Annotated in this window: 9 protein-coding genes and 2 pseudogenes; 6 read left to right on the top strand and 5 right to left on the bottom strand. The window is 71.3% G+C overall.

What is annotated here, in order from left to right; genetic code table 11:
- Nucleotides 1–190: 190 nt before the first annotated feature.
- The 4 genes and pseudogenes from ACZ4WV_RS00515 to ACZ4WV_RS00500 all read left to right on the top strand — a co-directional run.
- Nucleotides 191–825, top strand: a pseudogene (locus tag ACZ4WV_RS00515) (FAD-binding protein); the annotation flags it as partial.
- 664 nt (nt 826–1,489) lie between these two features.
- Nucleotides 1,490–2,332: an SDR family NAD(P)-dependent oxidoreductase gene (locus ACZ4WV_RS00510; RefSeq protein WP_465741259.1), complete on the top strand. Its 843-nt coding sequence runs from the start codon at nt 1,490–1,492 to the stop codon at nt 2,330–2,332.
- Nucleotides 2,333–3,132: 800 nt separating this feature from the next.
- The gene (locus ACZ4WV_RS00505) at nt 3,133–3,498 is read left to right on the top strand and encodes a transposase (RefSeq protein ID WP_465741257.1); all 366 of its coding nucleotides are present in this window, start codon (nt 3,133–3,135) and stop codon (nt 3,496–3,498) included.
- Nucleotides 3,450–3,587: pseudogene (locus tag ACZ4WV_RS00500) on the top strand (GNAT family N-acetyltransferase); the annotation flags it as partial. The gene ACZ4WV_RS00505 and the pseudogene ACZ4WV_RS00500, both read left to right, overlap by 49 nt.
- A 671-nt stretch (nt 3,588–4,258) precedes the next feature.
- Here the strand turns inward: ACZ4WV_RS00500 and ACZ4WV_RS00495 are convergent.
- Nucleotides 4,259–4,477, bottom strand: a complete 219-nt coding sequence (locus tag ACZ4WV_RS00495; RefSeq protein WP_465741255.1) for an aromatic-ring hydroxylase C-terminal domain-containing protein — start codon at nt 4,475–4,477, stop codon at nt 4,259–4,261.
- Nucleotides 4,478–4,738: 261 nt separating this feature from the next.
- Between ACZ4WV_RS00495 and ACZ4WV_RS00490 the strand changes: the two genes are divergently transcribed.
- Entirely contained in the window at nt 4,739–5,491 is a 753-nt protein-coding gene (locus tag ACZ4WV_RS00490) for a hypothetical protein (protein ID WP_465741253.1), read from the top strand.
- A 425-nt stretch (nt 5,492–5,916) separates the two neighbouring features.
- Here the strand turns inward: ACZ4WV_RS00490 and ACZ4WV_RS00485 are convergent, their stop codons facing one another.
- From ACZ4WV_RS00485 to ACZ4WV_RS00470, 4 genes are all read right to left on the bottom strand, one after another.
- The gene (locus ACZ4WV_RS00485) at nt 5,917–6,492 is read right to left on the bottom strand and encodes a hypothetical protein (RefSeq protein WP_465741251.1); all 576 of its coding nucleotides are present in this window, start codon (nt 6,490–6,492) and stop codon (nt 5,917–5,919) included.
- Between the two features lie 92 nt (nt 6,493–6,584).
- Nucleotides 6,585–9,314, bottom strand: a complete 2,730-nt coding sequence (locus ACZ4WV_RS00480; RefSeq protein WP_465741249.1) for a tetratricopeptide repeat protein — start codon at nt 9,312–9,314, stop codon at nt 6,585–6,587.
- Between the two features lie 52 nt (nt 9,315–9,366).
- The gene (locus ACZ4WV_RS00475; protein WP_465741247.1) at nt 9,367–10,572 is read right to left on the bottom strand and encodes an SMI1/KNR4 family protein; all 1,206 of its coding nucleotides are present in this window, start codon (nt 10,570–10,572) and stop codon (nt 9,367–9,369) included.
- A 303-nt stretch (nt 10,573–10,875) separates the two neighbouring features.
- Complete coding sequence (locus ACZ4WV_RS00470) at nt 10,876–11,379, bottom strand: SgcJ/EcaC family oxidoreductase (RefSeq protein WP_465741245.1); 504 nt, start codon at nt 11,377–11,379, stop codon at nt 10,876–10,878.
- 58 nt (nt 11,380–11,437) lie between these two features.
- On the opposite strand from ACZ4WV_RS00470, the gene ACZ4WV_RS00465 reads away from it, so the two are divergent.
- Nucleotides 11,438–11,920 (top strand): MarR family winged helix-turn-helix transcriptional regulator, encoded by a 483-nt coding sequence (locus ACZ4WV_RS00465; RefSeq protein WP_465741243.1) that lies wholly within the window; start codon nt 11,438–11,440, stop codon nt 11,918–11,920.
- The last annotated feature ends 25 nt before the right edge of the window (nt 11,921–11,945 follow it).

The raw sequence follows: 11,945 nt of genomic DNA, 5'->3' as shown, positions 1-11,945 counted from the left end.
AGTTCTCATCTCCGAGGAATGGGAAGGGAGTGACGGGACAGGGATCGTTGCGACCCGATCGTTCCAGTGATCCCTGGAGGACCACGTGCGCAAGAGGTTGCTCGTTTCCGCCGCCGGTGCCCTGAGCCTGCTGCTGGCCGTCCCCGCCGCCGTCTCCAGCTTCCCACCGGGGGCCGACGGCCTGGGGGACATCCTCACCCAGAAGATCACCGAGAAGGAGTTCGCCCTCTCCGGCTCGAACAGAACCCCGACATCACCGGCAAGGACCGCACCGCCTTCCTGCGCACCCGCCTGCTCGGCAGTGGGGCGCCCGCCCCGGTCGAGGCCTTCAAACGCCACGGCGAGGACTTCGTCGTCGCCCGCACCCTCGACGAACTCGTCGCGGGAATGAACCGGATCACACCCGAACCCCTCCTCGACCCGGCCGACATCCGGGCCCAGAATCGAGGCCCGCGGCCTCCAGATCGCCAATCCCTACAGCAAGGACTCGCAGATCCAGGGCCTGCACAACGCCCGCCGCTACCTCGGCGACCGCCTCGGCCGCGCCGCCGCCCCCACCGGATCCTCGACCCCGCCCACGGACCCCTCATCGGCGTGCTCCACACCCTCACCCGCAAGACCCTCGGCGGCATCCAGACCGGCCTGGACTCCCGCGCCCTCGGCCCGACGGCAACCCCCGTCGACGGCCTCTACGCCGCCGGCGAAGTCGCCGGTTTCGGCGGCGGAGGCTTCCACGGCTACAACGCCCTCGAAGGCACCTTCCTCGGCGGCTGTCTGTTCAGCGCCCGCCAGGCGGGCCGCGCCGCCGCCCGGCAGAACGCATAACCGACAGGCCGATCCATCTCGCACGACACCGCCTCACCGGCCCGAACCGGCGCGGGACCGGGTCCCCGCGCCCGGGTCCACCGGCTTCGGTAGCCGCTTGGACCACCTCTCGCTCTGCCACCCCTGGCGACTCTCGGCCGGCGGTAGCCCTGGTCCGTCACTGTGTCCGGCACCGATGCCCGTGATCGCCCCCGGTTGAACGACAGGATTTGAACCCGCGCCCCTCGACCCCCAGTCAAGCGGTCCAACTGTTGTCGGCAGCCGAAGCCTGTCGCTCCGGCTTCTTTGTTGCGCAACTTAGTTGGTCTTTCCTTGAGTTGACTGAACGACCGAAGCGTGCCGCGCACCAAGCGAGCTGACTGTTGCTCAGGGTTTACTTTGTACAGAAGCGTCCGATTCGGACCATCGACGTCCATTCCCGTCCACGGCGCTTGGTCCCAAAGTGGTCCCAAGGCCGATACCTTGCCCCAGCTACAGCTGGTGATCATGTCGTAGGCGATCACGCTGCCGTCGAATGCCAGTCCACGCCAGCCCAGCCGCGCGCGATCCCGTTCGCTGGACGGCGTGACTTGTTCAGGGGTCCCTGATGACCAATGATAAAGATCAACATTTGCCGTACCCGGTCCTATCGCATGTGCCTTGGACCCGACACCGGAGTTGCGCTATGAAGAGTCTGCACCGCAAGGTTGCCATCGTCACCGGGGCGACAAGCGGCATCGGAGCCCGTATTGCGGAGGTGTTCGCCGCCGAGGGCGCCCACGTCGTCCTCGCCGGCCGTCGCGAGCAGGAAGGACACCTGCGGGCCGCGGCACTGGGCGAGTCGGCGACCTTCGTGCGCTGCGACGTGTCGGTCGAGGCGGACGTCGAGGCACTGGTCGGCCACGCCGTCGAGCGCTACGGGCGGCTGGACATCATGGTCAACAACGCGGGTGGGCCAGGGAACATGGCGTCGGTGACCGACTTCGACTCGGCCGTGTTCACGCGGACACTGGCGGTCCATGTCGCGGGCGTCATGCACGGCATCAAGCACGCCGGACGGCAGATGGTGACCCAGCGCTCAGGAAGCATCATCAACGTGGCAAGCCTGGCGGGTAAGATCGCCGGCTGGTCCGGCCTGGACTACTCGACCGCCAAGGCCGCGGCACTCCACCTCACCCGGTGCGCGGCAGTGGACCTGGGCGAGCACGAGGTCCGCGTGAACAGCGTGTCCCCCGGTTTCGTGCCGACGGGCATCTTCGCCAAGGGTTCCGGAGCCGACGCATCGGTTGCTGACGCCACGGCCACGTCAGTGGCCGAAGCGTTCAAACCGCTGCTGGACTCCAGCCAACCGCTTCCCGGTACCGTCCGAACCGACGACATCGCCGCGGCAGTACTGTGGCTCGCCGGCGACGCCAGCCGCCTGGTGACCGGGCAGGATCTCGCAGTCGACGGTGGTATGACGGCCGGACGCCCCGCCGCGGTTTCCCGGGCCGAACGGACCCGCATGCGCGACCTTCTCTCCCCCTGACCTTGAGGGAGCGCATCCGACCAACGCCGGAGCTGCTGGCCGTTCTCGCCATGCCGGTCAAGGCCGCGGACTGGAATTCCTCCGCGCCGGTGCCCTGGAACCCGCCGAGCGGCCCACGTCGACCAGGGCGTGAGCGTACGACGCGGTCAGAGCTACACCGTGCGCGTCATCGCCGCGCTCCGCCAGCTACCCGCCCGCTGCCAGCCGCTGACGGCGCCCCGGGGCGTTCCGCCTCAGCGCAAGGCCCGCCGCGAGTACGAGAGCGGCGAGCAGTTGCCCGGCCGGGTCAGTCGAAGGTGGTCATGGCATGGCGCCTTTCTGCCGGGAATAGTGTCCGGTCGCGGGCTCGGCCTCGGGAGACGGATCGATGCCGGCGGTTCAGTGCCGCGCCTCGGTCGGGTCGATGACGATCTCCGACACCCAGGCGTCCCCCTGGGCGGTCCATCACCCACACCACGGCCTCCGCCATGGCCTCGGCGAGCAGCGGGTGGTACGGCCAGGCCGTCACCTCGTGGACGCGCGGCGCAGATCAACCTCCTCGCGCCGATGCTCCTCACCCGCCGTCTGCTGCCCGAACTGGACGCCTGCGGCGGCGACCTGGTCCTGGTGGGCTCGCTTTTCGGCACCCGACCGGCCGGGCTACGCGGCCTACGCCGGCACCAAGCACGGGCTGGCTGGCTTCGTCCGCTCGCTCGCCGAGGAGGAACGGCCGTTCGGCGGCCCCGTCCTCCAGATACGCCGGCGACCACGGGGTGCGCGAGCGCCGCTACCCGACGGACATGTCGAACGCCGAGTAGGCGGTGTTGCGGCTGCTGCTACCGGTGCCGGGCTGGCTGCGGGGCCGGGGCGGGCAGCCGGAGGTCCACCGCGCGATGCTGTACGCAATCCGCTATCTGGTCGACAAGGGCACGAAGTGGCGGGCCATACCAGCCGACTTCCCGCCATGGGACCGGGTCTACGCCTTCTTCCGCCGCTGGCGCGAGCAGGACCTGATCCGGGAGTTGCACGACCGGCTCCGCCGCCAGGTCCGCGAGAAGGCCGGGCGGGATCCGGAGCCAAGCGCGGGCGTGATCGACTCACAGTCGGTCAGGGCCGACGCTGTCGTCGGATCCGATAGGTGCTGTGCACCCAGGCCGCCAACGACCGCTCGGTGCGCTTGGCGGTGAAGCTGGGGTTCACCGAGGTGGAGCGGTTCGAGGAGTTCGACGCCGGGCAGTGGTTCGGCGTGTGGTCCCTGACCAAGTCGACCCTTTGAGCCGGCCGCCCGCCGGCTCCTGGCCGAGCTGCGCGCCGCCCTCGGCAACGAGCGGCACCGCCGCCTGTAGCCCGGCCGTGCCGGGGTCGGTGCGGCCGGTCGTTGAGCAGGCCATGGCCTGGAACGTCCAAGCCGGGCCCTGGGCGGCACCGGCGCCCGCCCGGCGAGAGCACGCCACGGATCTGCGCCTGCGGCCACTGCAACGGACCGGCGCTCTGCCCGCCGCCAACCGGGCCGCCCCGGCACGCGAAGCCCCGCCCACCGGAACCGACCACCCTGGTGACCGCCGAGTCCGAGACCGGCCAGGCCGACGACAGCGGACCTCTCGCCCCGGTGGTGCCGCTGCGGCGCCGGGTGCGCTGGAACCGCTGACCCAATGTGCCTGACGAACCCCCAGACGGGGCCTCTCCCCTCCGGCTGACGCATACGGCGCACTCCGAATACGTGACGGTTACAGCTCGGGCGGTACCGGCTCACGGATTCGTACGGCGGACCCGTCCGGGTCGGGTTGTCCTGGAGGGCCGGCCCGGCTGGAGAGTCTCACGGCCCGGGTCCACCGACTACCCGGCAGCCACTCCCGCTTCCTGGTCCGCCCCGCCGAACTGGCCGCCCTGCTCGACCGGATGACCACGGGCGGCTGACCACGGCCCCCGCCCGGCACTGGGGACGTGTCAGGCGGTCCGGTTCGGCGCGCCGAACCAGCGGGTGAGCCGCAGGGTCTCCGGGGTGCCCTCCCAGCAGACGTGGCCGTCCGGGCGGATCAGCATCCGTTCGACGGGCGCTCCCCCGTCGGCCCGGTCCACCCGGTCGGCCCAGGGACCGACGGCCCCGGCGAGGGTGTCCTGCGGGTCGAGCAGGAGGCCCCGGCCGGAGCGCAGGAGCTGGTGCACCCGGACCCGGCCGAGGTCGCGCTACCTGACCACCCGGGTCGCCGCGCTCCCCGCCGTCACCCCCGTCGAGACGGCGCCGTCTATCAAGACCGTCAAGCAGGCCGTGAACCGGCGGTAGTGGCTGGGAACCGCCTGTGGACGACCGGCCGGGGGCGGTGGTCCGGTTTCCTCGGGGCTGGCCGCAACCGGCTGCGGGGCGCCCGCGTCGCACTCGATACGAACGGTCGCCCGACCGCCGTACCGCTGGGGGGACTTCCGCACATGCCGATCAACGACGCCGTGTCCGCACCACCGCCGCACGGCTCCCTGACGCCATGCCCGAGCTGCGCGCTCACCGACCGGGTCCGCGGTGTGCCGGCGGTCTCGCGGGACGAACGGCGAACAGTCACCATCCGCGGCTCCGGCAGCAACGGCCGCGCCGAGACCCGTGAGGAGGTCTCGGCGCTCGGCCGGGCTCTGGCGCCCGCGCCGCCTACCGCCACCGCGGCGTTCCGGGCACTGATAGTGCTGGCCTTCCCGGCGCTGTTCGCGGCCATCGTGACCTTCATCGAAGGCATGACGCAGCGCAACGCCTCCGGCGAGCACCAGCCCGACTTCTCGCCGCCCGCCTGGTGGGGGTCCAGGCATCCCGAGTTCCCGAACGACTTCCCGGGCCACTACCCGGGGCTCGTCCCGGGCGCCGCTCCCAGCCCCACGGCCTCCCGGGCGGCGGCCCCGCTGGCCGACGCGGACAGCACGCCGACCGTGCTCGTGGTGTCGTACCTGCTCATGGCCGTCGTCATCGGCCTGGTGGTGGGGGCGGTCACCCTGTTCCTCGCCAGGCGCCGACGGCTGGCAGGCCGGCCGCGGGCCGAACGCCTCTGGAACCAGGCCTGGTACTGCGCTCGTTGCGGCACCACGCACTTCCCGCCAGCCGCCGGCCAGGGCACCGGGGCACTGAGCCTCGCGGACTTCCGCCGGGCGGTCTGGACGGCGGGCGGCTACGGCGACCTCGCGGCGCGGTACCGGCCCTGATGGGCGGCCTCCGGGGTCGCGCCGAGGTGCCCTCCCCCTCGCCGCCGGGGGACGGCGCGGGCAGCCGTCATCCCAAATCAGTGGGTTGGTCCTGTTAGCCCGATATAGATCCACCCGTGAGTGCGGTCGGTACCCGGGGGCCCGGCCGCCTCGGTGCTTCGCACCGGCTTACCGGCGCAGCCTCGCTGGGTCGCCGACCGACGAGGCGGCCGACGTGCCCTCAGTGGGGCGCTGGGGTTGTAGTACCCGCGAACGCCGGGCGGAGGGTCGGTCGTAAGCTGATGGCCGAGCCCCTCATGTCGACGAGCGTGAGGGGCCCGGCCATCTCCGGGAGGAAGGCCTGCAGCGGGGCTGGGCCCGGCACCGCGCGGGGCGGGTCGTCCCTGGTGGTGGCCCGGCGCACAGCGGGACCACCACCGGGTGGTTCAGTCCAGGCGCCAGCCCTCGCGGAAGTCCTCGACTTCTTCGGCGGTCTTGGGGAGGTGCGAGGCGACCAGCGCAGCCAGCGCGGTTTGCTCGACGGCGGTGATCCACAGGTGTCCGCCGCGGGTGCCCATCCCGAGGCGGTCGCCGAAGAGGTTCGCGAGAGCTTCTCGCTCGTTGGCCGGCACCTCGTCGAAGCCCGAGAGCAGGAGTCCAGCGAGGCCGGTCTCGGTGGTGTGGGCGTAGGTCAGGCGCAGGGAGTTCTGGAGGTTGCCCAGCAGGAAGTAGCCGTTGCCGGCGGCCTTCCCGAAGGCGCGCCAGAACTCGGTGTCGTCTTTCGGGGTGGGCAGTGCGGCGAACAGGGCGAGCAGGCGCTGGTTGGCGGCGTGGACGGTGGGCTGGGCGGCGGTGACGGCGGCGAACTGGAGGGCGTGGTCGACCGTCAGGTTGGACAGTTCGAGATCCTCGGGGCAGTTGAGCTCCTGGCGGACGTACTCCTGACGGAGGTGGTGGCCGTCGTCGTAGCGGTAGTTCGTGAGCAGGGTGGTCCCCTCGCGCTGGGACGCGGCCCTGGACACCTGGGCCTGGGCCAGGGACCAGTGCGAGAAGCGGCTGCTCTCGTCGGTACGGTCAGCATGGTCGGACAGCGCGGGGCGGCCAGCGGTCGGAGTCAGGTGCGGCGGTTGCCGGTGACGGAGGCGAGCAGGGCTGCCGAACGGCGCAGTTCTGCGAGTTCCCCACCGGCGGCCGGGCGGAGGGGAGCCACCAGGTCCAGGGCTTCCGCGGCGTGCCGGTGCGCCGTTTCTGGGTCGCGGTCCTGGAGTTCCCCGCCGTGTTCGACCAGCATGAACGCGAGGTTCTCGCGGGCGGTGTGCCGGTCGGGCCGGGCGTCGGCGATGCGTGCGCTGGCCTCCAGCACCTGCCGCTGGAGCGGGATGGCGTCGCCCGCGCGGCCGGCGTGGCAGTAGGCGGTGGCGAGATTGGCGCGCGCCGTGTGGGTCCTGGGGTGCCGGGGTCCGTGGAGGCGTTCGTTCACGGAGAGGACCTCGCCCAGGAGGGTGACGGGCTCGCGAGTACGGCCGACCCGGGCCAGGGCGAACGCGAGGCCGCTCTTGGCGTCAAGGGTGCGACGGTCGTCGGCTCCTAGCAGTCGTTCGGCCTCGGCCACCGTCCGCTGGAGGACGGCGATGGCTTCCTCTGGGTGGCCGGCCTGTTCGTAGGAGTTTGCGAGGCCTACCTGGGCGACCAGGTAGTGCGGATGCTCGGTTCCGACGGTCTTCGGCAGGGCGGCGACGACCTCCTCGTCCAGGGCGAGCGCCCGGTCCGTGCGGCCGACGCGTGCGTAGCACCCGGCCAGGTTCTGCCGGGCGCTCACGGCTTCGGGATGGCCGGGCCCGAACTGGCGCTCGCTGTCGGCGATGACGCGTTCCAGGATGGCGACGGCCTCCTCCGTGCGTCCCGCCTGGTCGTACGTGTGGGCGAGCTCCCTGCGGTGGCTCAGCGTCTCGGCGCCGGCGTGTCCGAAGGTGCGCTCGTAGTCGGGCAGCAGGAGCTCGCCCAGGCGGAGGGCCGCCGCGGTGTGCCCGGCGTCCCGGTAGGCCGAGGCCAGTACCGACTGCAGCATCAGGTAGGCGGGATGGCGGCGCCATCGTTTCCGCTTGGCGATGTCCGCGATCCCGTGCACGAAGGAGACGGCCTGGTCGGGGCGGTCGGCCGCGACCAGGCTGGCGGTGAGTGAGTAACAGGCGAGGAGCGTTTCGATACTGTCGGGGCCGAAGGTCTTCTCCGTGTGGGCGTGGAGGTGCACCCACCTGTCGACGGCGGCCCGGTACAGGCCGGCGTTGAAGAGGTCCTCGGCGGCGTGGTAGAGGACGGCATGGCGGCGCATCCCCCAGAGCCGATCGCCCGCATGACGGGACAGTGCGTCGGTGCTGGAGCGCAGGGCGTCGGCAAGTTCGCGGTCGGGGTCGAGCGGGTCGGGCCACAGCTCGGTGAGCGCGTCGGCGGCGGCCCGTAGGGACGGGTCGTGGTCGGCGTCGGTGTCCCGGGCGGCGCAGGCGGTCAGGGTGTGGAGGGTGACGGAGCGCGACCCGCCGGCCGGGCCCTGGTCGGTGAGCAGGTTGAAGCTGTGCAGTACCGCCAGTACCCGCAGGGCGTCGTCCGGACTCACCGGTGTCACGACCGGCTTGGGCGTCCGCGACCGCCACCGCCACCGCCGGCCATCCGCCCGGGGCGGAGAGTCGGCGTCCGTGTGACCGGCGAGACCTGCGGTCGGGGCCTCGGCCGGGGAGCGGTGCTCGGCGAGGTAGCGGGTGACGGCCTCCGTGGTCCACAGCCGGCGGGGGTGGCCGGCGTGGTCGAGGACGGCGGCCAGCCTCATCGCGGGCACGGCCAGTCCCTGCGGCTCCTGGAGCTGCGCGGCGTCGAGGGCGAGCAGCAGCGCGGCGGTGACGGGGCTGCCGTAGTTTTCGGCGTCCGCGCTGGCGGGAAGCACGCTGTCCAGGGTCCGGCTCCGCTGGTGGAACATGGTCAGGTAGGCGCCGCTGGTGGAACCGGTGTTGATCAGGTAGGCGGCGGCGTGCCCGAGGGCGAGCGGGAGGAAGCCGAGTGCGGCGGCGAGTTCGGCGGCCCGGCCGTCGAGCAGATCCGGTCGTCGGGCCTGGGCGAGGCGCTCGCGCAGGAATCGGTCGGCTTCCTCGGGGGTGTAGCGGTCGACGTCGACCACGGCGCGGCCGCCCGCGCTGACAGCGGCGTCCCGCCGCCGGGTGGTGGCCAGGACTCGGCCGTTGCCGCACCTGGACGTGGTCGGCCACAGCCCTTTCCTGCCGAAGTCCGTGACGTTGTCGAGCACCACCAGCCAGGTGTGCTCTGTGGCGGCGAGCCAGTCCAGGAAGCACGCGGCGTCCTGTTCCGTGCTGGCCCGGTCGCCGGAGACGCCGGGCGCCCGCACGGCCACGGCGGCGCGGGCGTAGACACCGGAGACGGCCGACTGTTCGGTGGCGTCCGCCCACACCACGACGTCGATGCCGTCGGAGACCGCCTGCCTCGCGTAGTGGGCGGCGAGCTGGGTCTTGCCCACCCCGCCCGCACCGCTCAGCAGCTGCGTCAGCACCACGGTCTCGCCCTCGCGGCGGGCTCGCCCGACGGCTTCCCGGATCGCCGTACGCGGCTGGAAGGCGCTGGCCAGCAACGGGATCGCTCCCACCACCTGCTGCCCGAGCGGGGGCTGGGTGATCTGCTGGACGGTCAACTGGACGTCATGGATGGAGCCCGCCATGAAGACCGGGCCGTTGATCGTGCTGTCCCTGATCGAGTTCCACACGGCTGCGGGTGCCGCTTCCTCCGGCTCCGCAGGCCCGCGGCCGGGAGCGGCGTCGGGAACAGCACTGTCGTCGGTCACCGCGGCCCCCGCCTTCTCCCGTTGTATGGGTCGAAGCCTAGGTGCTTTCGGCCTACCGGGGGTGAGATGAGCACAACGCGGGCTCCGGCCGCTCCCGCGGAATCCCGCCAACACCCGCCGAGCGACGCAGGACATGGCGGTAGCCGGTGGCGCCGCGGTAGAGGGACTTCAGGTACAGCACCCGCATGATCGCCTTCAGTTCGGCATCGGTGGCGTCGACGGTGTGGCGGCGGGAGCCGCCGACGGGGCGCGCCTTCGTGATCGCGGTGCCCGGGCCGGTGAGGGCGCCGGCTTCGGCATCGGTCGGGGTACGGCGCAGGAGGCCGAGGCCGGTGCCTCGGACACTGCTCGCGGTGTCCGGCGTAAGCGGGTCGGTCGCGCTTTCGTCGGCGGGCGGGAAGGCCTCGTCCGGGAAGCCGCCGTGAGGAGAGGCACTCTCAGGGAAGGGGGCGTCGGGTTCGTCGTCGAGCCCGGCTCCCGGGTCGACGCCTGCCGCACGCCGCGCTGCCTGCGGCGGCTGTCGACGAGCGTGAGGGGCCCGGCCATCTCCGGGAGGAAGGCATGCAGCGGGGCCGGGCACCGGGCGGGGCGGGTCGTCCATGGTGGTGGCCCTGCGCGCAGCGGGGCCACCACCGGAGCTCCGGATTCTCAGGGCCGTGACAGGTCCTCGCGATCGTGGTGCTGCCTCAGGATGCGGTCCGACCGGCGCTCGCAGGGCAGGTGAGGTCAGTTCCAGGTCGCGGTTGTCGCGGCCGTCGAGCATGTGGTCGAGCCAGCGTTCGTACCAGGCCAGGAAGTCGGTGGCCGACGAGACGTTGGGGCCCCAGAAGCCGTCGGCGTTTCCGGTGACGACGCGGCCGGCCAGGGGACCTGTGATGCCGAGAAGCACCAGGTCGGTGCACCCTGCCTCGATGATGTGCAGGAAAAGGTCACTTCGGTGAGGCGGGCCGTCGGCGAGCGTGAACCCCCGAGGGCGGCCGGGCTCGCCTCGGGGGTCCATCGTGAACAGCCGACATGACTGCAACGGCAGCAGGCCATAGAGAGGCGATACTCCGCCCCCGCCCAGTGTGGTCAGGAAGCTGCGGTAGGGACCGGGAAGTTGGATGTGGTGATCAGCCTGGAACTCGGCGACCTTCACGTCCGGCAACGGAGGTTCGAGGTGGAACCCGTGCTTCTCTTCGCCGAAGGAGTGGCTTCGCAGGGCGGCATAGGGCACCTTGGCGAGCTTGCGTCGGATGCGGGCGATCCGGGAGTCCATGCGAACTCTTCTCTCTGTCCTCCCGCAAACTACCTGTCCACCGGCAGGGGTATCACCAGTGTGATCGGCTGCCCGTAAGCCAGTTGTGCCCGGCGTCATGCGCTGGGATCCTCCCCAGGTGACCAGCATGAGCACGGAACTGCGATCCGAGGCCGGTGGGACGGCCCCTACTATCGCGTCCGAACCGGTGGCTTCGAGGCTTCCTTCCTTCCGAACCCTGATGAGTACTCGACGAGGTCTGCAACGTCGATGCTGAGGTTCGCCTCCCCGATGGCTCACGCTGGAGTGCGACGATCTTCACAGTCACCGTGTCCGCGAGGTGCCGGGGTCGGGGCGGCCCGCGCCCAGGCGTCGGCCGATCCTGCTCATCGCCTGTGACATGCGGGACGGGAAGGCATCGGGGTCTGGGATGGTCACCGGCCGCACGCGACCGTTGTGGATGGCGGAGATCCGCCAGCCCTGCTCGGTGCGGACGACAACGACGGTCTGCCGGGACAGGCGCCGCTTGGGCAGCTCGGATCGCCAGGGCATCAGCACCGATGCCGTGCCGTGGACGATGGCGACGTCAGCAGTGATGTGGCGGATCGCCTCCAGATCGCCGACGAGCGCCGAGCCGGCCAGCACGCCGCGGAAGAGCCGGTCGTGGTTGTCCTGGAGGGCCGGGCGGCCGGTCGCGTGGGTGCCGTCGTAGGAGACGTAGTCGGCATCGGCGGTGAAGCAGGCGCCGAAGGCGGCGGCGTCGTTGTCGGTCCACGCCTGCATGAACTGTTCGAACAACTCCGCGATCTGCTCGTTACTGGTGGGCATGGCGTCCTCCTGAGCTATCATTTCGACTGTCGAACCCTACGGTAACAGAAAGCTTCGAATGTCGAAAGAATTTGGCGCGGGCGAAATCGCCGTGCAGATGAGACTGCTCCAGCAGAGCTTCGACGCCTTCGACGAGGCGGCCGCAACCCTGCTGGGGCTGAACCGCACCGACCTGCGCTGCCTAGATCTGGTCCTGGCCAAGGAACCGATCTCGGCCGGAGAGCTCACTGCTGCGGCCAAGCTCAGCCCGGCGGCGACAACAACCGCCATCGACCGCCTCGAACGAGCGGGCTTCGTCACCCGCAACCGGGACGCCGCCAACCGACGGCGGGTTCTGGTTACCGCCACCGATACCGCCCGCACCGCTGAACGCGAGGTGTACGGACCCGTCGGTGAGGCGGGGATGCTGGCGCTCCGACACTACGGCGAGGAGCAACTCGCCGTGATCATCGACTTCCTGGAGACGGCCCGCCGGGTCCAGGAAGAGCAGACGGCGCGCCTCATGGAGCTGCCGATCCCTGGACGAACGCGGGACCGATGACGTCCGGCCAGGTAGAGACAGTCCG

This window comes from Kitasatospora sp. NPDC029312, from assembly GCF_055569215.1.
The sequence above is the reverse complement of the archived record's forward strand: the minus strand, read 5'-3'. Positions and strand labels throughout refer to the sequence as shown.

Coding starts and splice junctions, on each gene's coding strand:
- ACZ4WV_RS00510 (WP_465741259.1), top strand. CDS start 1,490: ATGAAGAGTCTGCACCGCAAGGTTGCCATCGTCACCGGGGCGACAAGC.
- ACZ4WV_RS00475 (WP_465741247.1), bottom strand. CDS start 10,572: ATGGACTCCCGGATCGCCCGCATCCGACGCAAGCTCGCCAAGGTGCCC.
- ACZ4WV_RS00470 (WP_465741245.1), bottom strand. CDS start 11,379: ATGCCCACCAGTAACGAGCAGATCGCGGAGTTGTTCGAACAGTTCATG.
- ACZ4WV_RS00465 (WP_465741243.1), top strand. CDS start 11,438: ATGTCGAAAGAATTTGGCGCGGGCGAAATCGCCGTGCAGATGAGACTG.
- ACZ4WV_RS00490 (WP_465741253.1), top strand. CDS start 4,739: ATGCCGATCAACGACGCCGTGTCCGCACCACCGCCGCACGGCTCCCTG.